This window comes from Vibrio cidicii (assembly GCF_009665415.1).
Lineage (GTDB): Bacteria > Pseudomonadota > Gammaproteobacteria > Enterobacterales > Vibrionaceae > Vibrio > Vibrio cidicii.
Map to the genome: position 1 here is coordinate 3,148,751 of NZ_CP035921.1, position 25,775 is coordinate 3,174,525.

The following is a 25,775-nucleotide window of genomic DNA, read 5'->3' on the forward strand; positions in this document are numbered from 1 at the left end:
CACCATGATTCGTATTAACAGAGCAACGACAGCCGCATTAGATGTGGACCCGCAAAAGGGGTTTAGCGAGTTATGTCCGTCGGAGTTGCCCGTCGCTGGGGCGCTAGAGATTGTTGATGAGCTGACACGCAACCATCAAAAAGCGAAACTGAAGCTCGTTTCGCGTGATATGCACCCTCCGGGCGCAGCGTGGGAAGCAAAAACGCCCGCCAACATGCTTGAGCCAGTGGGCTTGCCGGAAGTGGACATCAAATGGAACCCGCATTGTGTGGTTGGCACGCCGGGTGTCGAGCTGCTTCCGGGGCTTCCTGCGGTGCGCGAATACGACTTCCAGATCAACAAAGGTATCGATCCAGATGCGCATCCGTATGGCGCGTTTTATCACGATCAGGCCGAAAAATTATCCACGGGTGGTATTGAGTTTTTGCGCGCCAATCAAATTGATACGGTGATCGTTGGTGGTTTAGCGCTCGACTTTTGTGTAAAAAAATCGATTGAACAATTGATTGCAGCGGGCTTTCGCGTTGTGTTGAACTTAGCCGCCACTAAAGCTGTCTTTGCTGAATCGGCCCCCTCGGTGATTGAACAGTTGTGTGCTTTGGGTGTGACTTGTGTTCAAGATGCAGAGCAAATTGAACTGCTCTGAAGCCAGTGATTTTGACATAAATCACTGGGAGGTGGGGTGATGATGTGCATTAGGTTGCTAACACAAGCTACTGATTAAGTAAGAAGTTTTTCCTTGGTGAACAAAAAACAATCCATTGATATCGAAAATATCAAATAGATTTATTTGCTGATAAGTTCTACTTTATTGGTGAAAACATCTTTATGAGTGAATGCTTTATTAGTTTTTTTGTTGTAATCCTTCAAAAACCAACCTAAAACTGTGGGATTTTTCGTAGCACGGCGAGATTTAGATCAAATAAAAAGTTGGCGTAAATCAGAAGCTTGGCATACACTTTCCGATGTAAGCCCGATATGTTGTTGATTGGTAGGGCAAATTGGTTTGGCGCTACCTACGGTGTAGCAAGGTTTAACATAGCTTTGAGGAAAGTTTTTATGGCGCTCACAAAAGCCGATTTGGCAGAGAACCTGTTTGAGAAACTTGGATTCAGTAAACGGGACGCCAAGGAAACGGTTGAGGTGTTTTTTGAAGAGATTCGTAAAGCACTAGAAAACGGCGAGCAGGTGAAACTATCAGGTTTTGGTAATTTTGACTTACGTGATAAGAATGAAAGACCTGGCCGCAACCCGAAAACAGGCGAAGACATTCCAATCACAGCCAGACGTGTTGTTACATTCCGTCCAGGGCAAAAATTGAAAGCCAGAGTTGAGAATATAAAGCCTTAATCGATTTTCAAATACAAAGACCACGCAATGTGTGGTCTTTGTCTATTTAAGTTGGCCATTTCACCCAGTGTTTTACGCCGCTTCTAGATGTGTCGTCAAATAAGGTTGCCAAGCCTGTTGGTAAAGGTCTTTCGATTGGTTTCTCAGTTGTTTGATTGCGGCCAGCTCCATTTCATTTAAGTCGCGCTGAGCTGCCGAAGCTTGGCGCTCTATGGTTTGGATCTGCTCATACAGATCGTGCTCTGGGCCACTTTTCACATCCGCAATCGCTTTTAAGTGCAGTTGCACTTCGGCCACTAGGTTGGTTTTTGGCAAACGCACCAACAGGTTCAAATCACGGTAGCCTGACTCGGCTGGCGTCTTGAAGCGGTTTTTCACTTTCACAACGCGAGTTTCTCGTGATAACACCTCGTAAACACTCACTAAGCTAGCTACGTCATTGGCTACAATTGTTGCGCGAGCCAAGTCTGTGATTCGACTTGCATCTCCGTTCAACTCTAACGCAATTTTCTCTTTAGCACGTTGCGCCGATTTTACTCCGGCGAAGTAGGGGTGAGTATCGGTCAGCAGGGCTGTACTTTTGACAATGGTTTCCAACTCAAGCTGGGCTTGGTGCGCTTTACTATAAAGAATATCGAAGTCGCTATAGGGTTGAGTCGGTTGGGTGTGAGTTGATTGAATACCGTATAAACCACTCAGGCTGTGACGGAAAAGTTTAGAAGAGACTTGACCTTGGCTGTTGGCACGCGGCTCTTCTTGATTTGATGGAGCATTGGGAATAGCCGCAAATGCGGGGGCACGGCTCAGTAATAAAAGCATCAATGCGGTAGTACGAAGAAGCAAGCTCATTCACTCTCCTTAACTTGTTTGTCCTAGTAAACGGTGTAACTAAAGGCTAAAACACAAATCAAGCTATCTAATTAATTGGGGTGTGATGACGAAAAACAAGACCTAAGAGTCAATACCTTGTGTAACTGTGTTGCAAATCACGTTGTTATGGTTACTGACCTCGATGTCGTCGTTTCTGTTCAGTAGCCAATTTAACGTTGTTCGATTAACACAAGGTGAATGGCCTAACATTTTTCTGTTTTCAGCGCTTCTTTTTGGTTAGGCTAGGGCGAAAGTCACTTTAAAAGAAAGATAATATGAGAGATCCAGAGTTTTGGCACGGCAAATGGGCCGCTAATCATATCGGTTTCCACCTAGAAGACGTTAATCCGTTGCTGGTGCGTTTTTGGCAGGAAACAAAGCCTAAGCGCAGTGATCAGGTACTTGTTCCACTGTGTGGTAAATCGGAAGATTTAGCTTGGCTGGCGACAAAACATGACCAAGTCGAAGGCGCGGAGCTCAGCCACATTGCCGTTCGGGCGTTTTTTGCAGAGCACTTTTACACCCCGACGGTGACCACACTGTCAGGCCAGCATGAGCTGTATCAGTTTGATGAACTCGCCATTTATGCTGGTGATTTCTTCACGGCGCCGCTTTCCAAAGCCGATATCGTCTACGATCGCGCAGCCCTGATTGCGCTGCCCCAAGAGATGCGGCTTGAATACGTGCAGCGAGTGCGTTCGCTATTAAACCCGGGTGGGCGGATTTTGTTGATCACCTTGGATTATCCGCAAGAAGAGATGTCAGGACCGCCTTTTAGCGTTGCACAAAGCGAAGTAGAGCGTCTTTTCGCGGGTATGAAGGTGACACATCTGTTTGACGACATTGCCGATGAACGTCATCCGAAAATTGCGCAAAAAGGGTTAAGCCGTTTTGCTGAGCATGTTTACTTGATTGAAGCTACTGCCTAATTGAGTCGAAAGCAAAAAGGGTTGGCGAAATGCCAACCCTTTTCATTCGTGCAAATGGTATCGCTTGAAACGGTCTTAGTTTAGTAAATCACTTTCACTTTTTTCGCGCTGTCTATTGCGCCTTGAATCGCTTTTTCTAAACTTTGGCGACGAGTGAGGGCAACCCCAAGGCGACGACGCCCGTCGATATCCGGCTTGGCAAACAAACGCAACTGTGTTTGCGGCGCTTCCAGTGCATCGGCAATCCCATCGAAACGGATATTGTCTGATTTGCCGTTGCCAAGTACCACCGCTGATGCGGAAGGACCGTACTGGACGATTTTGCCAATCGGCATTCCTGTAAAGGCGCGTACGTGCAGGGCAAATTCCGACATTTCCTGAGAAATCATGGTCACCATGCCAGTATCGTGAGGGCGAGGTGACACTTCATTGAAGATCACTTTGTCGCCTTTGACAAACAGCTCAACACCAAAAATACCGTAGCCACCCAAGGCGTTGACGACTTCTTCAGCGGCGTACTCTGCGGCTTTAAGCGCGTTTTCTGACATGGCTTGTGGCTGCCAAGATTCGCGGTAGTCGCCATCTTCTTGGCGATGACCAATCGGCGCACAGAAGTGCACACCATCAGCGGCTCTTACCGTCAATAAAGTGATTTCATAATCAAAATCGATAAACCCTTCGACAATCACACGCCCTGCGCCAGTGCGGCCGCCTTCTTGTGCGTATTGCCAAGCCTTCTCAATATCTTGCGCAGATTTGATTACGCTCTGCCCTTTGCCAGAAGAGCTCATCACGGGCTTAACCACGCACGGGATGTTGACCGCTTCAACCGCAGCGACAAACTCTTCGTAGTTATCAGCAAAACGATACGGTGAGGTGACTAGCCCTAATTCTTCAGCCGCTAAGCGGCGAATGCCTTCGCGGTTCATGGTGAGTTTGGCGGCTTTGGCAGAAGGCACCACGTTTAAGCCTTGTTCCTCTAGCTCTACCAGTTTATCGGTAGCAATAGCTTCAATTTCTGGTACGACGAAGGCGGGCTTTTCCGCTTTAATGATTTTTTCCAGTTCGTCGCCATCGAGCATATTAAGCACATAGCTGCGATGGGCCACTTGCATGGCGGGAGCATCTGCATAGCGGTCGCAGGCGATCACTTCCAGACCCAAGCGTTGACACTCAATCGCCACTTCTTTGCCGAGCTCGCCTGAACCCAGCAGTAGTACACGAGTTGCTCCTTCACGGGTAGCTGTACCGAACATAGTTTGTTTTTCCTTAGAGAGTGAGAGCAGTAAGATAATCAGCGAGGGATGATACCCAAATTCACTGCCAAAGCAAACGTTTGCTGGTGCGGGCAAAAGAAAGCCCTGTGTAAAACAGGGCAAACGGAAATGGATTAGATATTGAGGTAAGTCACCGGAATATCAGGGTTGATTACTTCAAGAGTAGATTGGGTGCACGCAAGGTGGCTGATTTTGCCTTTGTGGCTCTCGACCAAAGCCGCCGACTGGATGTTGTCGAAGCGTTCACCATCAAGCAGCAGTTGCATCAAGGCCACTTGCAGCGGTGGGAGGCTAGGATTGAAAGCGGCGTTTTCCGCATAAGCACCCAGATAGGTTTTGCCGCTACGCACTTGCAGAGCGACACCGCTCAAGTTGTGTGTGTAGGGCGCATGGCTTCGATTCATCGCCGAGATGGCCGCTTTGAGCAGCTCGTCACTCTCGTCAGTGGAAAAACCGTGATCGACTTTCGTCATCAAGCCGGACTCAATGCCAAGGTCTGCCGGGCCAAAAGAATCGGGCAGGTAGTCGTGCAGTACTTTCTCGTCGCGCTGAGGTAGCTGAATTTTCAGCACTTTCGCCGTAGAGAGCTCATTCATAAACTGGCGGCAGTGTCCACAAGGGCTGAAGTTAATGGTGATGTCAGCAATGCCTTCTTCGCCTTTCATCCACGCATGGCTGATCGCCGCTTGTTCGGCGTGGACGGTTTGGCCCAGTTGTACGCCATTAAATTCCATGTTCGCGCCAAAATAGAGCTTTCCGGATAGACCGCGAACAATCGCGCCAACATAGAACTCTGAAATAGGGGCGTAAGAATAAGCCGCAGCGAAAGGCAACAGCGCGACACGCAGTTCGTTGTCTGCCAGTCCTGTCTTTTCCAATAGTTCATCGAACTGCTGTTTGGAAAGGGTCGCGTCAAAATGGTCGTCTGAAACGATAGGTGCAAGGTATTGAGAAATTGATGCCGGTGCGCTTGCTAGCGCTTGTTCAATACGACTCTTCATGATGAATCCTTGTTATTGCATGGAAGGATATTCTATGCGAACGACAAAAACCTACAGTGATACATCTCACATTTAAGGGTGCAACGAATTTGCACGTTGCATAGTTAGAGTGAGCTCACACATGTATTCGATTGCATTGAAAATAACTGTTAACGAGGTCGCAGTTTTTCCCAATGCGATTTTTATCTTTCAAAGTCTACAGTTAACACCAATATTGCCATTTTAGCGAGTGATTGACGGTTTAAGATCAACAGGTGCAGGCCCGAGAGTGGGCCTGACCATTAGTGATATGCCCAAATGGCTAAAGCGAAGAAGCAGGGTGCGAGAATCGAGGTAATCACGCCGCACAGGACCAGAGCAAGTGAAGAAAATGCGGCATCTCCAGGCTGCTTCTCCGCGCAGGTCGCGGTACCGAGTGCGTGTGACACCGTGCCCATGGTTAAACCACGTGCAATCGGGTGTTTTATGCCAATGAGATTGTAAATAGGATAGGCGAGAATCGCGCCAAATAAGCCAACCAGCAGCACGAGAATGGCAGCAACCGCCGCTTCGCCGCCCAACTGACTGGAAATTTCCATCGCTATCGGTGTGGTGACTGATTTCCCCAGCAAACTGGCGATTAGCGTGATGTCGGCGTGAAACAGCACAGCAATAGCGGTCGCGGTCATCATCGACATCACACTGCCGATCAGGCAAGCGAAAGTGATGATGCGCCAATTGGCTTTGATTTGCGGCAACTGCTCGTAAAGCGGATAAGCCAGTGCTACCACTGCGGGTTGCAGCATGTAACTGATCCACTGGTTGTCGGCGTAATAGCGTTCAAACGGGATTTTCAGATAAGTAAGCAGCGGGATCAAAATACCGATGCTGATCAGCAAAGGGTTCGCCAACGGCTTGTTGATTTTTATCGCCAGCCAGCGGGCAAAGAAAAACACCAGGAGAGTAACCAGTAACCACATATCAGCTCTCCTTATGCAAAACGCGATCAAGTAGCCAAGAGAGGCTGACTAAAACGATCAAGGTGCCACCAATCGCACTGGCTAAAATGGGTAGCGCGTTGGCGAGTAACAGATCGAAATGCTCCATTAAACCCACGCTGATTGGCACGAAAAGTAAAATCATGTAGCGGATCAACAAACTTGCGCCCGGCTTGACCCACTCGACTTTGACCAGCCCACTCGCCATGGCGAGAAACAGCACCAGCATGCCAATCACGCTGGCAGGAATGGAGGTTTCTAGCCAGTGGGAAATCGCCATGCCGATGTTGAGCGAAAGAAAAATAAGGCCAAATGACAACATCAGGTCAAGTAGGGTTTTCAAAGAGAATTTCATCTTGAGTAGAAACACACTGCTAAGTCAACGCCGTATGGCGCTCGATAATTATGAGATCAAGCTCTCAGTATAGCGGTAAACCGATTTCAATATCGCTATTTTCTTTTCATCGCTTTCGTGCTCATGCACCAAGTTTTCCAAATTGAGCATGTACTCTTCAATACGACTTTCGAAGTACTCTCGGCAATGGTTGGCCCAGCGACGTTGTTCGCTCTCATTCAATGTCCACGGATAGTTACGCGCACGATAACGAAACAGCAGCGGATCAATGCGCTTGTCGTTAAAGGTGATGTCGAGCGCAGCGAGGTTGTTTGGCTCGGTTTGACGAATAATATCCATCGCGGCGCGATCGGCTGGTGAGAAGAAACCGTCGTACAACTTACTGTCGACATCATCACTATCGGCAAACTCGCGTTCAATGGAAAAAAGTTGCACCAATTTTTCCCGCACTTCTGGGTGTTGACGTATCTGCGCTAAGTTGGCCAAACACTGCTCGCGGTCAATACCAATATTCGCCGCATTTTCTGCTGTCAGCGTTTTCGCAGGAGCCAAAATGGGACATTTATTGAGATGCACCAATTTCACTGGTACTGGCAGCAGCTCGTCAAGATCTTCTCGCTTGGTGTAAAGGCGTTCGTGTAACTGCTCGGCGCTTAGCTCAAACAGCGGCTGTGGATCTTTCGCCAAATCGATCACGATCACAGCGTTGTTATTGGTCGGATGCCAAGCCAAAGGCACCACCCAACTGGTGTACTGACATTCACGGCCAAGCATGCCGGATACGTGCATCAAGGGGGTCATGTTGACGATATCAATCAGCGCATTCAGCTTACGTTTATGGCGCATGTTGAAAAAGTAATCAAACAGTTTCGGCTGGGCCGCTTTGAGCTTTTTGGCCATCTCAATCGTGGCAATAACGTCGGCCATCGCATCGTGCGCGTTGCTGTGTTCGATGCCGTTGGCGACGGACAGATGCTCCAATTTGAAGCTGGTAAAGCCCTCATCATTTTCCGGCCAAGTAATGCCTTCTGGGCGAAGGGCGTGACAAGCGCGCATCACATCCAGCAGATCCCAACGCGAGTTGCCGTTTTGCCAACTCCACGCATAAGGATCAATGAAATTGCGATAACAGGTATAGCGAGTGACTTCGTCGTCAAAACGAATGCTGTTGTAGCCAAGGCTAGTGGTGTTGGGTTTTGACAGCTCTGCATGGATTTTGCTAATAAATTCGGGCTCAGACAGCCCCTCTTGCATCGCTTTTTGCGGGGTAATGCCGGTAATCAAGGCCGCTTCTGGCGCTGGAAGATAGTCGCTTGGCAATCGGCAGTAGATAACCAGCGGCTCGCCAATCACATTGAAATTTTCGTCGGTGCGTACCCCCGCAAACTGGGAAGGGCGGTCTTTAGCGGGGCTTACTCCCCAAGTTTCATAATCAAAAAAGAAGAATGTAGGCTGATTATCCTGGTGCATCCGGCGTACCATTGAGAGCTGCAAAAGGTGTATTAGACCATTGCACGCCAGCGCTGGCAACGACTTCGCAGGCGCTTAAGCGCAGAAAGGGCAAAGAGCATCAAACGGTCAGACACCCGACTCGCAGCGTAAAACCTAGCGAAACTGTGACAACAACTGTTCCATCTCAAGTTTATGCAAAATCTCTATTTTGCGATGAGGATGGCTGAAGGTGCGATAAAGCATTGCTTCGGCGACCGTGTCTGCGCTGACGGGTGTCCAGTTGTGTAGCCGGCCACGCAGCAAAGGGGTGATTGGTCGCATCAGGCATTGCAGCCATTTTTCGTCTTGGCGTTGCTGCTCTCGCGCTCCTAGCAAAGGGCCGGGCCGGGCCGGGCGATCACCATTTGTTCAAACTCCATCTGCATCAATGCATTTTCCATCTGTCCTTTGCACTTTAGATAGTGGAATGGAGAATGTGCATCCGCGCCCAAACTGGAGACGACGGCCAACTTGGACACGCCAAGCACCTTCATACTCTGCGCTACATGACAGACAAGTTCAAAGTCCACCTGTCGCAGTTTTGCTCGGCTGCCAGCTTCCTTTCGCGTGCTGCCCAAGCAGATAAACCCGATGGTGGGCCTTGGTAAACTTTCTTCCCAAGCGGTAATTTTGAGCTCAGGATCGAGCAGTAAATGTACCTTACCATTGCCTGTATGCTCGACCTGTGGCGGCCGGCGACTTAATGCGTAGACGGTGCTAATCGCGTCGTGCTGCAAAATGTGCTGAAGTAGCCTTGAGCCAACCAAGCCAGTCGCGCCAGCAATGATTACGCAGTGATTGTCCTGATTGATACTCATCGTTACTCCTAATTGATTCGCCGCTCATAGTGTTCAGCAAGTCGTCTTTACTATCATTAGCTTAGCGCTAGCGATCCGCTGTCGCTAGAGGTTACACTAAGTCACTTCTTTTTCCCGTCAGTTTAAGACAGAGGACGTCATGTTAGATCAACAATTTGCCGCGCAAATTCAACACATTATCGATAACAAAACCAAGCCGCTTGGCGCTCTCGGTCAATTGGAGACAGTGGCGTTGCAACTGGCACTCATCCAAAGTCAGGGCCAAAGCCAAGCGGCGGTGGAGATTGAACTGCGTAAACCGCAAATGTTGCTGTTTGCTGGTGACCACGGCATCGCGGATGAAGGGGTGAGCATCGCGCCCAGCGCAGTGACACAGCAGATGGTGCTGAATTTTTTGGCTGGTGGTGCGGCGATCAACTGTTTTTGTCGCGGCAACGATATTGAACTGACGGTCATCGACTGTGGCATTTTGTATCCGGTGGAGCAGGCTGCACCCAATTTACTGTTACGTCGCTTGGGCGATCGAACGCACAATTTTGCCCAGCAAGCGGCGATGAGTCTTGAGCAAGTCGAACAAGGTTTAAGCAATGGCGCAGAGATTGTTAAGCAGCGCTGTATGCTCGGGGCGGATTTATTGATGTTTGGCGAGATGGGCATTGCCAATACCAGTTCGGCTGCGGCGCTGCTGAGCGCGCTCTCTGGACATGAAGTGGATCACTGTGTCGGTAAAGGGACTGGCATTTCTGCAGAGCAGTTGTCATTGAAGATCAAACTGGTCGCACAGGGCGTCGGTCGCTGTCATGAGTTGCCCGTCAAAGAAGTGCTGGCGCAAGTGGGCGGGTTTGAAATCGTCACTATGGTGGGGGCATTTTTGGCTGCAGAACAGCAGAAAACGCCCGTGCTGGTCGATGGCTTTATTGTTTCGGTAGCAGCTTATGTTGCTACGCTTTTGCAGCCAAACGTACGAGATTACTTGCTGTTTGCCCACCGCTCAGAAGAGCAGGGGCACCAAATCGTGCTGCAACTGTTGGACGCACAGCCGCTGATCGACCTCGGCTTGCGTTTGGGAGAAGGCACTGGCGCCGCGCTGGCGTACCCATTGGTCAAAGCGGCGGCACAGTTTTACAACCAGATGGCCAGTTTTGAAAGTGCAGGAGTCACAGTGTAAATGGCGTTTCTTCGTTACCAGTTCGAGCTGTTTTGTCTGGCGCTGAGTTTTTTCAGCCGTTTGCCAGTGCCCGCCAACACGCCGTATTCCCCTGAGCGAATGAATCAATCTGGGCGTTATTTTGCCTTGGTTGGTGCGCTGCTGGGTGGTTTGTGCGCGCTGTTTTACACCTTGGCCGCGCAACTTGTGCCGTTTCAGGTGGCTATCTTGTTGATGATGGCTTTCAGCTTATTGCTGACCGGCGCGTTTCATGAAGACGGACTCACCGACATGGCGGATGGCATTGGCGGCGGTATGACGGTAGAAAAGCGCCTCACCATCATGAAAGACAGTCGTATCGGCACTTACGGCAGTGCAACCTTGACCATGGCGCTGCTAGGTAAATTTGTCTTTCTCACCACATTAGCGCGCCAAGCGGATTTTGTCCTGATTCTCATCGTTGCTTATACCTTAAGCCGAGCGGTAGCGGCGTCGCTGATTTACGACATGCCTTACGTCAGTGATGCCGACCAGAGTAAGAGCAAACCGCTTGCCAGCGCGCAATCCTCGTTCGATCTGGCGGTATTGCTCTTTTGTGGTGTGATAGCGGCACTGACCTTGGGCATGGCGAAAGGATTGTTGCTGCTGCTGGTTGCTGCGCTATTTCGTATCGGCTTTAAGCGTTGGTTGATGGCGCGGCTTGGCGGCTTTACCGGTGATTGCCTTGGCGCTGCGCAGCAATTGATGGAGCTTGGGATCTACCTCGTGCTGATTGCGATGATCCATAACGGTTAAGGCGGCAAATGAAAGCATTAATACTCGGCGGGGCTCGCTCAGGGAAATCGTCTTACGCGGAAGCACTGGTGCGAAATTGGTGTGAACAAAGCGCTGGCACGCTTCACTATCTGGCCACGGCGGTGCCGTTTGATAACGAAATGAGCGAACGGATTGCGCATCACAAAGCGCAGCGTGGCAACGGTTGGCAAGAGCACGAAGCGCCGCTGTTGCTAGCAGAGTATCTGGCAAGGTTCGAAGCGCAAGATGTGGTGCTGATTGATTGTCTGACGGTGTGGCTCAATAACTGGCTGTTTGAACTGGCAGAACAGGCGGATAACGCGCAGCTCGAAGAAAAAGTGGCTCAGCTTTGCCAAGCGTTAATCGCTTGTCCGGCAAGCGTGGTACTGGTGTCCAATGAAGTGGGGTTGGGCGTGGTGCCAATGGGTAAAGTGAGCCGCCTGTTTGTTGATAATGCCGGGCGAATGAACCAGCGGCTAGCGCAAATCTGCCAGCAAGTAACACTGGTCGCTGCCGGATTGCCACTGGACTTGAAGAAGGCTGAATGGCATGTCTAGCAAAGAGATTTATCTGCTTCGTCACGGAAAAACCACTGCGCCGCCGGGCCTTTACGGTGCCAGCGATGCAAAAGTAGACCCCAAGATGCAACACGCGATAGCGAGTGCCTTGTGCGAGCAGCTAACGCAAGAGCAAATCGTTCCGCTCACTCGGATTGTCACTTCTCCGCTGAGCCGTTGCCGAGTGTTGGCTGAGCAGGTCGGCAGTTTGCTCGGCACACCGCTGGTGGTTGACGATGGCTGGCGAGAAATGGCCTTTGGCGAACTCGACGGACGGCCATTTACGCAGCAAGATTACCCGTGGCCTTTGCTCAACGCCTTTTCGCGTGACCCTGCCCACACTGAGTTGCCCGGTGGAGAGCGTCTGGCTGATTTTCAACACAGAGTGATTCATGCTTGGGCGCAGATCGCCACTTCACAAGCTGATAAAGTGTTAATCGTCACTCACGGTGGCGTCATTCGCCTTATTCTCGCCCACCTTTTGGGTGTAGACTGGCGAAATCCTCATTGGTATCAACGTTTAACCATTGAAAACGCAAGCCTGACGCACATCAACTTGTTTACCGATAGCGACGGGGAATCTTACCCTACGGTGAAAAGCATTGCGCTGCCGCTGCGACTCAGGGACGAACAGACGAAGCAAAATTGGTAATAAAAACAGATTTAATTAAGGAAAACAGCATGACAGCGCCAAGTTGGGATCTCACTATCGCCTACGCCGATCTAAACGATGAACGTATCGAACAAGATATTGAGCTGATCGAGCAATGCATTAAATTGCTCAAAACTCAAGCTTCGCAGAAAGAAGTGGTCAGCGTAATGCAAAACGCCATCGTCACTAAAGAAGCGGCAGGCCGTTTACTTTCAACCATTTATACCTTTGCCAACTGTCACACTTCAGTCGATGTGACCCATGCCGAAGCGAAAGCACTGGTAGGCCGTATGGCCAAACTCAGTTCAGAAATGGATCAAGCGTTTAGTCCGTACGAGTTGGCCCTAATGCACGCCGATGACGATTTCATTGTCAATGTTTTAGAAAGTGATAATCCAGATGTCGCTTCACAGGCGTTCGCGATTGCGCAGTTGCGTAAGTTGGCGGATCAAAGCTTGAGTGTGGAACAAGAGCAACTGCTGTCGGCAATGGCTGTGGATGGCCGTGACGGTTGGGGACGTTTATACGACAACCTGACAGGAACGCTGAAAGTAAATCTTAAACTGCCCGACGGCCAAGAGCAGACCCTCGGCTTTTCTCAAGCCGCGGCGATTTTATACGGCTCGGACTTCGCGCGTCAGGAGAGCGCGTGGCGCGGTATTCAACAAGCGATGGCGACGCATCGCGAAACCTTTGCCGCGATCTTAAATGCGCTTTCCGGTTGGCGTTTAACCGAATATCAAAAACGCTCTCACCAGCGCGATATTCACTTCCTTGAACCCAGCTTGTACAGCAGTCGTATTCAGCCGCAGACGTTGGATACCATGATCTCGGTGACCAGAAAAAATCGCCACGTGGGGCAAAAAGCAGGCGTTTTAATGGCGAAGGTGCATGGTTTAAACGAGATGAAGCCATGGAATCATCTCGCCGCCATGCCTGCTTTTTCGGGACACGCCAAGGTCTATAGTTTTGCAGAAGCGATTGAGGTGATCCGCGCGGCGTTCGCTCAAGTCGACCCTGAGATGGCGACGTTTGTTGACATGATGGTTGAAAATGGCTGGATTGATGCCGCTCCCGGCGACAACAAACGCTTGGGCGCTTATTGCACCAAACTTGCGGCGACCCAAACGCCTTTAGTGTTTATGACGTGGGCAGGTAGCCGCTCTGATCTGATGACATTGGCGCATGAACTCGGCCACGCGTTCCATAATTGGGTGATGCGAGATATGCCCTTGTGTCAAACCCGTTACCCAATGACCTTGGCCGAGACTGCGTCGATTTTTGCTGAAAATATTGTGCAGGACTACTTGATTGCCAAAGCGCAAAGCGACGAAGAGAAGTTGGAAATGCTGTGGGAAGAACTCTCGTCTGCATTAGCGCTGATGATCAACATTCCGGTGCGCTATGAGTTTGAAAAAGCCTTTTATCAGCAGCGCCGTGAGGGCGAGCTATCGGCCGATGAGCTGTGTGCGCTGATGAGCAGCACTTGGCAAGAATGGTATGGCGAAGCGATGTCAGAGCCCGATCCCTATTTCTGGGCCAGTAAGTTGCATTTCTCGATTTCTGATATCAGTTTTTACAACTACCCGTATCTGTTTGGTTACTTGTTCTCCAAAGGCATTTACGCCCAGCGCAGTGAAAAAGGCGAGCAGTTCTATCAAGACTATGTCTCGCTGCTGCGTGATACGGGCTCAATGATGGCGGAAGCTGTGGTGTTTCAGCATTTGGCGATGGATTTAACTCAAGACGAGTTCTGGCAAAAGAGTATTGATCTAATCAGCACCAAAGTGGATGAGTTCGAGCGTTTACTGGCAAAAGTGTCGCAGTAAGATAACTTGATCCAGCTATAACGAAAATGGTTAGGGATGTGATAGAGTTCGCTCCCTAACATATTGTTATTGTTCAATAAGTAAGCTTTTTGCAAGTTGCATATAAAAAGAAAGTATGATTTGCCTGTTTTGCACCCATTTTATTGATTCGTCTTCATAAGTGGGATCCTAGCAACATAAATCATCAAAACATTTTATTAACATACCGCCGTGCAATTAAGGAGTAACGCATGACGAATTCTCTGTTTCGCCAATCGTTTTTGTTAGACACCCTAGATATGCAGCAGGCCGTTGATGCGCAGACAACGACGCTGCCAAGTGGGGTGCAACTTAAGCTGCATCAGCGCGGTGTGTTAGAAGTCATCCCGGCCAGTTACACCGCCAGCAGCAAAAATATGATTATTTCGACTGGTATCCACGGTGATGAAACGGCGCCGATGGAGTTGGTCGACAAGATCGTTCGTGACATTGAAACGGGATTTCAAGCGGTCAAAGCACGTTGCTTGTTTATCATTGCCCACCCAGAAGCCACCAATGCCCATACGCGATTTCTTGAAGAGAACCTCAATCGCTTGTTTGATGATAAAGATCACCCGATGAGCAAAGAGTTGGTGATTGCCGATACGCTGAAAATCTTGGTGAAAGACTTTTTTGCGGATACGGACGAAGAGACGCGTTGGCATCTTGATTTGCACTGTGCGATCCGCGGTTCGAAACACTATTCGTTCGCCATCAGCCCGAAAACCCGCCATCCGACGCGCTCCAGAGCGCTGGTGGATTTTGTCAACCACAGCCATGTAGAAGCGCTGCTGCTGTCCAATTCGCCATCCAGTACCTTTAGCTGGTTCAGCGCGGAAAACTACTCAGCGCAAGCGTTGACCATGGAACTGGGTCGTGTGGCGCGCATCGGTGACAACGATCTAAGTCGCTTTACTGCACTCGACATTACTCTGCGCGATCTGGTTGCTGACATGACACCTGAACATTTGCCAAAACCGGCAGTGACTTACCGCGTCAGCCGCACGATTGTGCGTTTACATGAAGATTTTGCCTTTAGATTTGATGACGATGTGGAAAACTTCACTTCGTTTATGCACGGCGAAGTGTTTGGTCATGATGGTGACAAGCCACTGATGGCGAAAAATGACAATGAAGCCATTGTCTTCCCTAACCGCAAAGTGGCGATTGGACAACGTGCAGCGCTGATGGTGTGTGAAGTGAAAACACGCTTTGAAGATGGGCAGCTGGTTTACGATTAATCCGCTCGCCACACACGCAGAAGGTTTATTTTTGAAAGGCTTAACGTTACAGTTAGGCCTTTATTATTTTGCGCCGCATTTGGCCTGATTATCATGGAATTTCACCAGCTTATTGACCACAAACAGCAGCGCTGGCAAAAAACGCTTATCTTGGTTGCCTTGCTTCTGCTTCTCCTTTCGGCCATCTATCTGATGGTGGGTGAAGTTTTCCTCTCGCCATTCACTTCACTTTCCAGTTTCGAGCTAAAACTGCTGGTGGATTTACGCCTGCCAAGACTCATAGCGGCGCTGGCAATTGGTGCAGCGCTGGCGGTTAGTGGCGCGACCTTACAAGTGCTGCTGGGTAATGTGTTGGCCGAGCCCGGCGTGCTGGGCATCTCGGGCGGAGCCAGTTTGGCGATGGTGATCGCGATGTTTTTTCTCCCCGCTATGCCAACACCAAGCGTGTTCATGATTTCAGCCATTTTAGGCGCACTGGTTTTTACCTTATTGCTGGTCGGCATGGCGAGGGCGATGCTTCTTTCTACTTCGAGAATGTTATTGGTTGGGGTGGCGCTTGGCATTCTCTCTGGCGCAGCCGTTACGTGGGCGTTCTACTTCAGCGATGACTTGAGCCTAAGGCAACTGATGTACTGGTTGATGGGTAGCATCGGCGGTGCCAGTTGGCATCATCATCTGGTGACTTTAGTGCTTTTGCCTGTGCTGCTCTGGCTCTGTTTACAGGGCAAAGTGCTCGACAAACTGATGCTGGGCGAAACGCACGCTGCGCAGCTTGGACTGGATGTGCACAAAATCCGTTGGCAACTGATTCTGGCGGTGTCGGTATTGATCGGCTGCGCCGTGGCGCTTGGAGGCATCATCAGTTTTGTTGGTCTAGTGGTGCCGCACCTTTTGCGTTTGGCATTTGGTAGTGAAAACCGCTTCTTGCTGCCGTTATCCGCCTTGGCTGGGGCTGCTTTGCTGGTTTTCTCAGACATTGGGGCGCGCACTTTGCTCGATTCGGCCGAGCTGCCGCTGGGTGTGCTGACCACCACCATTGGCGCTCCAGTTTTCATCTGGATGCTGCTAAGGAGCCAAGATGCAAGTTAATCACATCGGCGTCGGCCATCGGCTTCTCCCGCTCTCATTTCAATGCCAAACGGGTGAAAAAGTCTATCTGGTTGGGCCAAACGGCTCAGGCAAGAGCACCTTACTTTCTGCGTTATCTGGCGTTTTGAGTCGGCGTGATGGCGGCCAAGGCGAAGTGCAACTGGATACGGTGAGTTTACTGACGCTACCGCTGACCGAACAGGCGCGCTTTCGCGCCTATTTATCCCAGCAGGCCAAACCAGCGTTTCATATCGATGTCTATCAAATGTTGGCGCTCTCTTTACCCGCCGGGTGCAAACCCAGTGATAGCCATGTCAAGCAAGCTGTTGCGCAGCTCTGCGAATTATTGCAGCTTGAGGATAAACTGCATCGCCGCGTGCAGACGTTGTCGGGCGGCGAGTGGCAACGCGTGCGTTTGGCCGCTGTTTGTCTGCAAGTCTGGCGTGATCTCAACCCTTTTTCGCAGCTTTTGCTGCTGGATGAGCCAGCCGCGCCGCTGGATGTGGCGCAAGAGAAATGGCTCTATCAATTGATCGATGTCATCGCAGCGCAGGGCATTACGGTGGTGGTCGCCAATCACGATCTAAACCGAGTTTGCCAGCATGCCGATAAAGTCCTGCTGCTCAATCAGGGTGTGATGGAGGCTTATGGCACGCCAGAGCAGGTGATGACGGTTGAGCACCTGCAAAAGGTATTTCGCACCTCAGTGAAGAAAGTGATGGTGGACGATAACTCCTATTTGATTTTTACCTGAGCCTATCTGTTTTTCACCTAAGCATAGAGACGAAAAACCCGCGACTATGCGCGGGTTATTTAAGCAAAAAACTGAGCGGTGATTAGGCTGTCAACGCGCTGAGATCGGCTGGGCGGTAGTAAACCGATTTCAGCACTTTACCTTGGCGAATGGTTTTGCCTTCGCTGACAAAATCTTCGGCACACTTGGCAATCAAGTAATCGCCTTTTTGCACCGCCATCAGCTTCACGCCTTGTTCAGCGTAGAACTTTTCGGTGTCAGCGTATTCTTGCTCGTTGCGACACACTTTGCTCATGTTGCTTGAATGCACTTCATCCCAGCAAGGAATGAAATCAATGCCGCGGTTTTTTGCCACGTTAAGCAGCAGATCAATCAGGTAGCTGATGGCGAGATTGTCTTCAACCTCCGCTTGACCAAGATGCACCAATCTGCCCATCAACACATATACCGAATCGACGATGGCATCAGCCTGTTCTGTTTTATTATCTGCTTCGGCGAGCTCTGTCATCTCTTCAATGATCAACGAGGTATGCAGAGTGTCCGCTTTGTCGTCAAGGCTTTCAGGCGAAGCGACTGGCAAATCGAAGGTGCTGCGAAACTCGCGGATGTCGCGGTACAGGTGGTCAAAAATCTCTTGGGTCAGTTGAGACAAATACATGTGCTTTTCCATTGGTTTTTACTAAGCGCGAATGATACCAGAGCGAACCGGCAAGCTCTACCCTAGGCTCATGCTAGCGCGGGTTTCGTCTGCGTATTGGTAAAACCATCTACTTAGTGAAACCATATGCTTAGTTAAACTGTCTGCTTAGTTAAAGCATCTGCTTAATGAAAGCCACCGCTTACGAAAAGAGATACGGAAACAGTTGTTTACGCTGTTCTGGCGTTAACGCTGAAACACGCGCGATGTTGGTGTCCGGAATCGCTTCTGGATTGGGATAGTGACGCAGCACTTTCTCCATGCTCTCTTCACGGATCAGATGAAAAATCGGGTAAGGAGAGCGATTGGTGAGGTTTTCGTCATCTTCCGGTTGCGCGCCGCCGAAACAGTAATCGGGATGGAAGGTCGCCACTTGAAAAATTCCTTCCCAGTCTTGCTGTTTGATTAGCGCCTCCACCCAATCAATGAAAAAGTTGTAGTCCCAGAAATCTTCCAGTATGTTGGGCACCACCACCAGCGTAGTCTCCAACTCGCTCGGTTCGCTTTGATCCAATTCGAGTAACTGAGTGAGAATGTCTTGCAGCAGCGTTTCTTCGTTGTCAGCATCACTGACGTGAATTTTGATCTGTTGATTGCGTTGCGGCTTGGCAGCGAAAGGGCAGAGATTGAGGCCAATCACCACATCATCCAACCATTGGTTCACTTGCTGTTTGATTTCTTGAGTTGAGCGCTGTGTCATTGTCGTTATTGCTTTGGAAAAATGGGCGCCAAGTATAGCGATACCCGGCGCGAAAACCTACTTTTCTGATAGCGCTACTTTATCCTCTAGCATGGCGTATTTGGGCTTGCGCAGTTTCACGATAACGGCAATCAGCAATGCATACAGTACCAGCGCACCGTAAGTCACGCCCGGCCATTGCCAGTGCTGCCAGCAATAGAGCAGGAGAAATCCGCCCAGACTGCCGCCGACATAGTAATGCACCAGATACATCGCGGTAGCGGTGGCTTTGGCTTTGTGCGCTTTTTGTCCAACCCAACCATAGGCCAAGGTGTGGGTAAAAAAGGCACCAAAAGAGATCAGCACCAAGCCGAGCAGCATGGCAAACAGGTGCTCAATTGAGGCAATCAACATCCCGCTCAAACTGATCGCCGCGCCAGTTAACATCCCCGTTACCGGGTGAAAGTGCTGGTTCCATTTGCCCGTGTATTTTGAACTCACCGTGCCGCCGAGATAACAAAGGAAGATCAACGAGGCAAGACCGACGGGCAGATTATGCGGCTCGGAAACCAAGCGGAAGCCCATCACCGAGTAGAGATTGACGAACAAAGCGAAGTTGAGACCGCCAATCAGCATTGCCAGCCATACCCGAGTGTGACGCAAATGCTGAACGATGGTCTGGTTGTGCTGCCACAAAGTGTGCTTGCTGGCAGTGAAGTTTTTTTGCGCCGGAAGCAGCAAGCCCACGGCGAACACACCAAGCAAAGTAAACGCCAGCATCACTTGAATGGCGGTGGTGGTGCCAAACCAATCCGACATCAAACCGCCGCTGATCCGGCCGCTAATGCCACCCAGCGAGTTCGCCGCAATGTAGCCGCCAATGGCATGACCAAAAGCGCTTGGGCTGAGTTCTTCTGCCATGTACGCTACCGCAACGGCGGCAAACGCTGCGAGAGCAACACCCAGTAAGGCGCGGCAGGCAACGACAAACAGAAAGGAGTCACTAAAGAGCAGCGCGGCGCTGCACAGTGGAATGGCAAACAGGCCAGAGAGCATGACGCGGCGGCGGCCAATTTTTTCGGACAATACGGCCATCGGGACAAGGCTAAAAGAGAGGCCGAGTGTGGTGGCTGCAAAAATCCAGTTAACCTGCGTTTCTGAAACGGCGTATTCGAGTGCCAGTTTTGGCAGCATGGGTTGGAAAAGATACAGATTGCAGAACACCAAAAAAGAGCCCAGTGCGAGTGCAAAGGTAATATGTCGATACTGTTTGCTGCCAAGGTCGTACATCTCTAATCTCATCCACCTGTCGATTTGTGAGCACAGTATCAGTCGTCTTACGATAAACAAAATATATTAAAAATATGATAACGATATATTTTTGATCTTCATGGAATCGAAACAACTCAAACAATTCGTCGCGGTGGCAGAACATCGTAATTTCACGCGGGCTGCTGAGGCGTTGCACATTGCCCAGCCAGCGCTAAGTGTATCCATTAAACGTTTGGAGCAAAGTTTGGGCGTGACGCTGTTTAAGCGAGATGACAAACAGATCGCGCTGACTACAGAAGGGCAAACGCTCTATCAGCACGCCAAACGGGTTGTGCAGCAGTTGCATGACGCCGAACTCGCCATTAACGAGCTGAAGGGATTGGAAAAAGGAGAAGTGCGTCTTGGCGCGCCCAGCATGATGGGCAGCTATTTTTTTCCGGAGATATTGATGGCGTTCAAAAGCCATTATCCCAATCTCAAACTGACCTTGATAGAAGCGGGCACGCAGTCGATTCGGCGTATGTTGCTTGAAGGTGAACTCGATATTGGCGTGATCACAGAAAACGATCTGCCGGAGGATTTGGAAACCGACCACCTCTTTTCCAGCCAGATGATGGCGGTGGTTGCTAGCGAGCATCCCCTAGCGGAGCGCACATCGTTAAGTTTTGCGGAGTTTTTCCGCCACGAGTTGGTGATGTTTAAATCGGGCTATTTCCATCGAGATTTCCTCGACCATTTCAGTGCCCAGCATGGGATTGAAATGCAGTATTCGTTTGAAACCAACTTGTTGCCGCTGATCTTAAAAATCGTCAAACGGGAGTTTGCCATCACAGCATTGCTGGAACTGGTTACCGAACATGAAAGTGGCATCAAAGGAGTCCCTTTTGACCCGCCAGTGACGCTCAACTTGGCGCTCGCGTGGCGCCGCGGCGGCTATTTGTCGGTGGCGGATCGCACTTTTATCGAATTTATCAAGCAGTACGTTTAGCTTTTATACATGCGCTCAAAGTTGCTTGGGTTCCAGCCAATCATCAGACGATCACCGATTTTCAGCACCGGAACCGAGCGCGCACCAATCGCGTCGAGCTCTTTTCTGCCGCGCTGCATTTTGGCATTACACAAACGGTACTGGATGCCTTTGCTATCGAGATAGCGCTGTGCGTCTTTACAGTGAGGGCACTTGTCTTTGATGTAGAGGACAATTCGTTTCATGTTTTGCTACCGATGCAAGGAAAAAGGGGCGCAAGTGTAGCCAATTAATCGCGACGGGAAAAGAGCCAATGAGAAATGCGATGAATCAAGGCGTCGAGTCGGGTAAACTAGCGCGCTTTGTTTAGCGCTACGTTTCAGTGGCACGAGAAACCAAGGGTAGAGCAATCTTGCATCCGTCACTTCGTTATATTCAGGGATATCCCGCCCACATTGTTGAGCCAGTGAGCAAACTTATCGACACGGGCCGCTTAATCGGCTGGTTTGATCAGCGTTACCCAACGCGTCACGATATTCGCAGTGAAAAAGCGCTGTTTGATTACGCGATGGCGATAAAAAACCAGTTCATGAAGAAAACCGGACCGATCAGCAAGGTGGTTTACGACGCGAAGATCCATCTGATCAACAATGCGCTCGGGCTACACAGTGTGATTTCGCGTAACCACGGCGGCAAGCTAAAGTCGAAAAATGAGATCCGCATTGCCAGTGTTTTTAAAGACGCGCCCGAGCCGTTACTGCGTATGTTGGTGGTGCATGAGTTGGCCCACATCAAAGAGAAAGAACACGATAAGGCGTTCTACGCGCTCTGTTGCCACATGGAACCGAACTATCATCAACTGGAGCTCGATGCTCGTCTCTTTATGATTTATCTCGATCTCAAAGCTCAGGAAAAAAAACAGTCATGACCAACAAGCGCCAAACAGTTAGAGCCCAGAGTCAGCCCGCAGAGAAGCAGATACCCTCATCGGCCAGTGTCGATTTTGCTAAAGTCAGCCGCGCGGGGTTGCATCAGCGCAACCAACATCGCGGGCGATACGATTTCAAAACGTTGACCGCCGCCTTACCTGCGTTGGCTCCTTTTGTGCTGCACAATCCCAAAGGGGAGCAGAGCATCAACTTTGCTGATGCCAGCGCGGTGAAAATGCTCAATAAAGCGCTGCTGTGCGCCTATTACCAGATCCAACACTGGGATATTCCGCCCGGTTATTTATGCCCGCCCATCCCCGGACGCGCTGACTACATCCACCGTTTGGCTGAACTGCTAGAAAGTGAACATGGGGCTGGTGACTATCCGCACGGCAAAGTCAATGCGCTGGATATCGGTGTCGGCGCGAACGCCATCTATCCGATCATTGGCATTCACGAGTATGGTTGGCACTACACCGGCAGCGACATTGATCCGAAGTCCGTGCAGTCGGCACAGCTGATTGCCAAATCTAATCCGATGTTGACGGGTCAGTTCATTGTTAAGCAGCAAGATAATCCGCAATCCATCTTTCGCGGTGTGATTGCGCCGGGTGAACGTTACGATGTCACCACCTGCAATCCACCGTTTCACGCTTCGGCGCAAGAAGCGGCGATGGGCTCACAGCGTAAACTGAACAACCTCTCTGCTAACCGATTGAAAAAAGGTGTCAAGGCAAAAGCGGGCTCACAAAAATTGTCGCAAAACAACCCTATACTTAACTTCGGAGGTCAAAATTCTGAATTGTGGTGCGATGGTGGAGAATCCTCCTTTTTACGCCGCATGGCCAATGAAAGCCAAGGATTTGCCAGCCAAGTATTGTGGTTCAGTACGCTAGTCTCAAAAAATGACAATGTGAGACCTCTACGTAAACAGTTGGAAAAATTAGGTGTACGCAGTATTCGTGTCGTCGAGATGAGCCAAGGGCAAAAAGTGAGTCGTTTTGTCGCTTGGTCGTATATGGATCGGCAACAGCGAGGAGAGTGGGTTAAGTTGAAGTGACGTCAGTGTTTGGCTTTGCGTCATTGACCAGCGAAAACGAATAGGTTGCGTAACAGGAGGGCATGCGATGGATTTTGAAATTTATCTACCCTGTCAGCCAGATTGGCTGTGTGAAAGCTTCCTGAGCGTTTTTACTGTCCTGCTTTTGGTTGGATTGGTGGCGTTTATTCGAATTATCTATCGTGAGTACCGCACGATAAAACGCAAGAATCAGGTACGAAAACTGCGCGATACGCACCGCAAAGACAGGTATAAAATCCGCAATTCCACATCAAGACGTTAGTTTAAGCCGCCTGAGTGAATCTCAGGCGGTTTTGCATTAAATGGCGCTGAAGCTCTGCTTGGCCGTCAACTTTTCTAACTCCTGCTGATATCTTTTCACCAACGCTTGGTTCCCCGCCTTTTGTTCTAGCTCAATCAGCAGCTGCAGTGAGGGCGACTGTAAGCCGTAGCTTTGATGAAAGCGAATCAAACGCAGGCGAGCTTGCGTGTAGTTGCCTGCCTCGATTTCCAGCTTAGCGAGGTTGAGGATGGATTTGGGGCGGTGCGGATCGTAATCGATTGCTCGGGTGAAATAGGTTTGCGCTTTGGCTTTAAAACCCGCTTTTAAGGCGCAAAATGCCGCGTTTTCATAACTGGCTGGGATCAAATAATAGTAGGGCTGCGCAATCGCTTGGTTGAACAGTTTGTCTGCTTGCGCGTAGTCGCCCTGTTTGCATAAAAAAGTGCCGTAGTTGTTGAGTACATTGCCGTTTTTGGGGTGCTGGCGGGCCGCTTTTCGATAGAGATCTTGCGCTTTGCCATTTTCGCCGACCAGCTCGTAGTAGTGCGCCATGGAGAGCTGAGCGCGGTAGTAATCCGGTGCGTGGTTTAGCGCCTGTTGTAAGTTGTCGTAGGCTTTGACCATCGCGCCATTGTCGAGATAACCAAGCCCTAAAGCAATGCGAGATTCAGCCATATCAATCGGGTCGGCATTGTTGGCGACTTGCCCTTCAGTGATGGTGACGCAACCCGTCAGCAGGGCAAAACTCAGCAGTGGAATGAAGCGAAACATCTGATTCATCATGAATTTTCTTCGTGCGATGCAAAAGTTACCACGATGATAATTCCTCTGACCGCCATGCCTATCAAGCTGCGATTAAGATGCGAGTCACTTTGCATATTCGGCAAAAAGGCCACCTTGCGGTGGCCTGAGAAGAGAGAAGCAGAAGCTTCGGCTATTCGTCTTTGGTGAAGGCGTCTTCACTGAAATGGTCTAGATCGAATGGGGTTTGCTGGTAAACGCAGTAGTTGAGCCAGTTAGAAAAGAGTAAATGACCGTGGCTGCGCCAACTGGCGATCGGCGCATTATCCGGATTGTCATTCGGGTAGTAGTTGACCGGAATCGCCGGCTCCAGCCCTTCCGCGATATCGCGTACATACTCATTGTGTAAGGTGTGCAGATCATATTCTGGATGACCGGTCACAAACACATTGCGCTTGTCTTTGGTGCTGGCCAGATAGACGCCAGCTGTGTCTGAGGTGGCGAGAATGTCGAGATTGGTGTGCTCGGCCAAATATTCGGGCGAGAAATCGGCGTAGCGTGAATGCGGCGCTAAAAAGGTATCATCGAAACCTCGCAAAATCGCATGGTAAGGATGATGAATTTTGTGTTGATACACGCCCGAAAGTTTCTCTTTGCGGGTGCGTTTCGGCAGGTCATAGAGTAGCTTGAGGCCCGCTTGGGCCGCCCAACACACATACAAAGTGGAAGTGACATGAGATTTTGCCCACTCCATGATGGTCTGTAGATGTTCCCAATAGATCACATCTTCAAATTGCACCAGGCCGAGCGGCGCGCCAGTGATGATCAGGCCGTCGAAGTTACGGTTTTTAACCATCTCAAACTGGCGATAGAAATTATCCAAATGCTCCGTTGGGGTATTTTTACTCGGGCGGTCATCAATGCGCAGCAGTTCAACATTCACTTGCAACGGGCTGTTAGACAGCAGGCGAAGGAACTGGGTTTCAGTCTCAATTTTTTTTGGCATCAAATTGAGGATCAACACACGCAGAGGACGAATTTCCTGACTGGCCGCACGCGTTTCACTCATCACGAAGATATTTTCATTTCGCAATACATCAGCGGCGGGTAATTGATCTGGAATACGAATAGGCACAGCTTTCTCCCTAAGCTTATGGTTTTGGACGTCTATACATCTAAACCTATCCTATTTTTTTTGTGATGTCGACAGGGAAAATCAGCAACGTGTGGTTTGTTGTACAGGTATTGGCGTCAACACAGCAGTGAACAAAGGCGTACATTACTTAAGAGAGTGAAGACGTAACAAGGTATACCCCATTAAACTTACGATCTCTTGCTGGCAATTATGGCCAAAGTTCACCTCACATTTCTCTTGCAGCGCTTGATTGAACAGCGTGATGATGTCGCTGACTTGCTCATTGATTTGTAGTTGATAAGCGACTCGCCAGATATCACGGAATTCTTGCTGTTGGATTGCACTGACCCAACTGGCGCGAAACAGCTTGATATCGGCAGAGAAATCAAGGTATTCCAGTAAATGTTGCAGTAAACGGTCTTTGAGTTGCAACGGAATCTTAGTTTTCTTACCAAAGTGATGACAAATTCCCGTACGTGAAATTCCGGATTCTTCACTCAAACTGGTGTAAGACATGCGTTCAAACCCACCACTCAGTAATTGACGAAAGGCAGTGTCTAAGATGGTGTTGATCGTCTCTTGTGTCTCTTCTTTACTTCGTTTCATACCACTTCTTCCTGATTGATTTCAACGCATACTAGACCCTAAGCAAGGGGAACACCACGTGTGGCAAGGTTATTTAACCCATTACTGACAAACGTTCGCCTCACACCTCGACTTCTCTCTTGCAAGCTGATCGTTATAACAAGGTATTTACATTTGACGTGGTGGTGTACAGGAAACATGACAAGCTAACTGGTTGAAATCTAATGTTTGATGAAAAGACTGCGGCGAAGTATTTGTTCTAATTTTTGCTGTAACA

30 protein-coding genes are annotated in these 25,775 nt (G+C 49.8%); 15 read left to right on the forward strand and 15 right to left on the reverse strand.

Going from position 1 to position 25,775, the window contains the following annotated elements; translation table 11 throughout:
• The first annotated feature begins 4 nt into the window (after window positions 1-4).
• Both EWA64_RS15305 and ihfA read left to right on the forward strand, forming a co-directional pair.
• Entirely contained in the window at window positions 5-646 is a 642-nt protein-coding gene (locus EWA64_RS15305; protein WP_061894042.1) for an isochorismatase family protein, read from the forward strand.
• Between the two features lie 413 nt (window positions 647-1,059).
• A complete protein-coding gene (ihfA, locus tag EWA64_RS15310) occupies window positions 1,060-1,350 on the forward strand; it encodes an integration host factor subunit alpha (RefSeq protein WP_039444059.1) in 291 nt (96 codons plus the stop codon).
• A 72-nt stretch (window positions 1,351-1,422) separates the two neighbouring features.
• Here the strand turns inward: ihfA and EWA64_RS15315 are convergent, their stop codons facing one another.
• Window positions 1,423-2,199, reverse strand: a complete 777-nt coding sequence (locus tag EWA64_RS15315; protein ID WP_061894043.1) for a RelA/SpoT domain-containing protein — start codon at window positions 2,197-2,199, stop codon at window positions 1,423-1,425.
• A gap of 296 nt (window positions 2,200-2,495) precedes the next feature.
• Between EWA64_RS15315 and EWA64_RS15320 the strand changes: the two genes are divergently transcribed.
• Complete coding sequence (locus EWA64_RS15320; RefSeq protein ID WP_061894044.1) at window positions 2,496-3,149, forward strand: thiopurine S-methyltransferase; 654 nt, start codon at window positions 2,496-2,498, stop codon at window positions 3,147-3,149.
• A gap of 80 nt (window positions 3,150-3,229) precedes the next feature.
• Here the strand turns inward: EWA64_RS15320 and purT are convergent, their stop codons facing one another.
• The 7 genes from purT to EWA64_RS15355 all read right to left on the reverse strand — a co-directional run bounded on the left by purT (window position 3,230) and on the right by EWA64_RS15355 (window position 9,068).
• Window positions 3,230-4,405: a formate-dependent phosphoribosylglycinamide formyltransferase gene (purT, locus tag EWA64_RS15325; protein WP_061894045.1), complete on the reverse strand. Its 1,176-nt coding sequence runs from the start codon at window positions 4,403-4,405 to the stop codon at window positions 3,230-3,232.
• Window positions 4,406-4,539: 134 nt separating this feature from the next.
• The gene (gene cdd / locus EWA64_RS15330) at window positions 4,540-5,427 is read right to left on the reverse strand and encodes a cytidine deaminase (RefSeq protein ID WP_061894046.1); all 888 of its coding nucleotides are present in this window, start codon (window positions 5,425-5,427) and stop codon (window positions 4,540-4,542) included.
• Window positions 5,428-5,708: 281 nt separating this feature from the next.
• Complete coding sequence (locus EWA64_RS15335) at window positions 5,709-6,386, reverse strand: LrgB family protein (protein ID WP_061894047.1); 678 nt, start codon at window positions 6,384-6,386, stop codon at window positions 5,709-5,711.
• A 1-nt stretch (window position 6,387) separates the two neighbouring features.
• Entirely contained in the window at window positions 6,388-6,759 is a 372-nt protein-coding gene (locus EWA64_RS15340) for a CidA/LrgA family protein (protein ID WP_061894048.1), read from the reverse strand.
• 48 nt (window positions 6,760-6,807) lie between these two features.
• Window positions 6,808-8,229, reverse strand: coding sequence for an exodeoxyribonuclease I (sbcB, locus tag EWA64_RS15345; RefSeq protein WP_061894049.1), 1,422 nt, complete (start codon window positions 8,227-8,229; stop codon window positions 6,808-6,810).
• Between the two features lie 135 nt (window positions 8,230-8,364).
• The gene (locus tag EWA64_RS15350) at window positions 8,365-8,532 is read right to left on the reverse strand and encodes a Rossmann-fold NAD(P)-binding domain-containing protein (RefSeq protein WP_244881436.1); all 168 of its coding nucleotides are present in this window, start codon (window positions 8,530-8,532) and stop codon (window positions 8,365-8,367) included.
• 47 nt (window positions 8,533-8,579) lie between these two features.
• The gene (locus EWA64_RS15355; RefSeq protein ID WP_244881437.1) at window positions 8,580-9,068 is read right to left on the reverse strand and encodes an NAD(P)H-binding protein; all 489 of its coding nucleotides are present in this window, start codon (window positions 9,066-9,068) and stop codon (window positions 8,580-8,582) included.
• Window positions 9,069-9,207: 139 nt separating this feature from the next.
• Here EWA64_RS15355 and cobT point away from each other — a divergent pair, with 139 nt between their 5' ends.
• From cobT to btuD, 8 genes are all read left to right on the forward strand, one after another.
• A complete protein-coding gene (gene cobT / locus EWA64_RS15360; RefSeq protein WP_061894050.1) occupies window positions 9,208-10,236 on the forward strand; it encodes a nicotinate-nucleotide--dimethylbenzimidazole phosphoribosyltransferase in 1,029 nt (342 codons plus the stop codon).
• The gene (locus EWA64_RS15365; protein WP_061894051.1) at window positions 10,237-11,010 is read left to right on the forward strand and encodes an adenosylcobinamide-GDP ribazoletransferase; all 774 of its coding nucleotides are present in this window, start codon (window positions 10,237-10,239) and stop codon (window positions 11,008-11,010) included.
• A gap of 8 nt (window positions 11,011-11,018) precedes the next feature.
• Window positions 11,019-11,567, forward strand: a complete 549-nt coding sequence (cobU, locus tag EWA64_RS15370) for a bifunctional adenosylcobinamide kinase/adenosylcobinamide-phosphate guanylyltransferase (RefSeq protein WP_061894052.1) — start codon at window positions 11,019-11,021, stop codon at window positions 11,565-11,567.
• The gene (gene cobC, locus EWA64_RS15375; RefSeq protein WP_061894053.1) at window positions 11,560-12,219 is read left to right on the forward strand and encodes an alpha-ribazole phosphatase family protein; all 660 of its coding nucleotides are present in this window, start codon (window positions 11,560-11,562) and stop codon (window positions 12,217-12,219) included. The genes cobU and cobC overlap by 8 nt, the downstream gene beginning before the upstream one ends.
• A 29-nt stretch (window positions 12,220-12,248) precedes the next feature.
• Window positions 12,249-14,048, forward strand: a complete 1,800-nt coding sequence (locus tag EWA64_RS15380) for a M3 family oligoendopeptidase (RefSeq protein WP_061894054.1) — start codon at window positions 12,249-12,251, stop codon at window positions 14,046-14,048.
• Between the two features lie 230 nt (window positions 14,049-14,278).
• Entirely contained in the window at window positions 14,279-15,307 is a 1,029-nt protein-coding gene (locus tag EWA64_RS15385; protein ID WP_061894055.1) for a succinylglutamate desuccinylase, read from the forward strand.
• A 93-nt stretch (window positions 15,308-15,400) separates the two neighbouring features.
• A complete protein-coding gene (gene btuC, locus EWA64_RS15390) occupies window positions 15,401-16,396 on the forward strand; it encodes a vitamin B12 ABC transporter permease BtuC (RefSeq protein ID WP_061894056.1) in 996 nt (331 codons plus the stop codon).
• A complete protein-coding gene (gene btuD / locus EWA64_RS15395; RefSeq protein WP_061894057.1) occupies window positions 16,386-17,150 on the forward strand; it encodes a vitamin B12 ABC transporter ATP-binding protein BtuD in 765 nt (254 codons plus the stop codon). The genes btuC and btuD overlap by 11 nt, the downstream gene beginning before the upstream one ends.
• Window positions 17,151-17,232: 82 nt before the next feature.
• Here btuD and EWA64_RS15400 read toward each other — a convergent pair whose 3' ends face one another.
• The 3 genes from EWA64_RS15400 to EWA64_RS15410 all read right to left on the reverse strand — a co-directional run bounded on the left by EWA64_RS15400 (window position 17,233) and on the right by EWA64_RS15410 (window position 19,816).
• A complete protein-coding gene (locus EWA64_RS15400) occupies window positions 17,233-17,808 on the reverse strand; it encodes a nucleoside triphosphate pyrophosphohydrolase family protein (RefSeq protein ID WP_061894058.1) in 576 nt (191 codons plus the stop codon).
• Between the two features lie 181 nt (window positions 17,809-17,989).
• On the reverse strand, window positions 17,990-18,547 hold the full coding sequence (locus EWA64_RS15405) for a DUF1415 domain-containing protein (protein WP_061894059.1): 558 nt from the start codon (window positions 18,545-18,547) through the stop codon (window positions 17,990-17,992).
• A gap of 57 nt (window positions 18,548-18,604) precedes the next feature.
• A complete protein-coding gene (locus tag EWA64_RS15410) occupies window positions 18,605-19,816 on the reverse strand; it encodes an MFS transporter (protein WP_061894060.1) in 1,212 nt (403 codons plus the stop codon).
• A 100-nt stretch (window positions 19,817-19,916) separates the two neighbouring features.
• Here EWA64_RS15410 and EWA64_RS15415 point away from each other — a divergent pair, with 100 nt between their 5' ends.
• Complete coding sequence (locus EWA64_RS15415; protein WP_061894061.1) at window positions 19,917-20,786, forward strand: LysR family transcriptional regulator; 870 nt, start codon at window positions 19,917-19,919, stop codon at window positions 20,784-20,786.
• Here EWA64_RS15415 and EWA64_RS15420 read toward each other — a convergent pair.
• Window positions 20,783-21,010: a glutaredoxin family protein gene (locus EWA64_RS15420; protein ID WP_061894062.1), complete on the reverse strand. Its 228-nt coding sequence runs from the start codon at window positions 21,008-21,010 to the stop codon at window positions 20,783-20,785. The two genes, EWA64_RS15415 and EWA64_RS15420, sit on opposite strands and share 4 nt — an antisense overlap.
• Before the next feature lie 167 nt (window positions 21,011-21,177).
• Between EWA64_RS15420 and EWA64_RS15425 the strand changes: the two genes are divergently transcribed.
• From EWA64_RS15425 to EWA64_RS15435, 3 genes are all read left to right on the forward strand, one after another.
• Window positions 21,178-21,693, forward strand: a complete 516-nt coding sequence (locus EWA64_RS15425; protein WP_039436288.1) for a M48 metallopeptidase family protein — start codon at window positions 21,178-21,180, stop codon at window positions 21,691-21,693.
• Entirely contained in the window at window positions 21,690-22,754 is a 1,065-nt protein-coding gene (gene rlmF / locus EWA64_RS15430) for a 23S rRNA (adenine(1618)-N(6))-methyltransferase RlmF (protein WP_061894063.1), read from the forward strand. Before EWA64_RS15425 ends, rlmF begins: the two co-directional genes overlap by 4 nt.
• A 67-nt stretch (window positions 22,755-22,821) precedes the next feature.
• A complete protein-coding gene (locus EWA64_RS15435) occupies window positions 22,822-23,037 on the forward strand; it encodes a hypothetical protein (RefSeq protein WP_039426203.1) in 216 nt (71 codons plus the stop codon).
• 36 nt (window positions 23,038-23,073) lie between these two features.
• Here EWA64_RS15435 and pilW read toward each other — a convergent pair whose 3' ends face one another.
• The 3 genes from pilW to EWA64_RS15450 all read right to left on the reverse strand — a co-directional run bounded on the left by pilW (window position 23,074) and on the right by EWA64_RS15450 (window position 25,519).
• On the reverse strand, window positions 23,074-23,820 hold the full coding sequence (pilW, locus tag EWA64_RS15440) for a type IV pilus biogenesis/stability protein PilW (RefSeq protein WP_139045651.1): 747 nt from the start codon (window positions 23,818-23,820) through the stop codon (window positions 23,074-23,076).
• Window positions 23,821-23,971: 151 nt separating this feature from the next.
• Window positions 23,972-24,913 carry a homoserine O-acetyltransferase MetA gene (gene metA / locus EWA64_RS15445; RefSeq protein WP_061894064.1) on the reverse strand — a complete coding sequence of 314 codons (942 nt, stop codon included), beginning with the start codon at window positions 24,911-24,913 and terminating at the stop codon, window positions 23,972-23,974.
• Between the two features lie 144 nt (window positions 24,914-25,057).
• Complete coding sequence (locus EWA64_RS15450) at window positions 25,058-25,519, reverse strand: TetR family transcriptional regulator (protein ID WP_061894065.1); 462 nt, start codon at window positions 25,517-25,519, stop codon at window positions 25,058-25,060.
• Window positions 25,520-25,775: the final 256 nt, after the last annotated feature.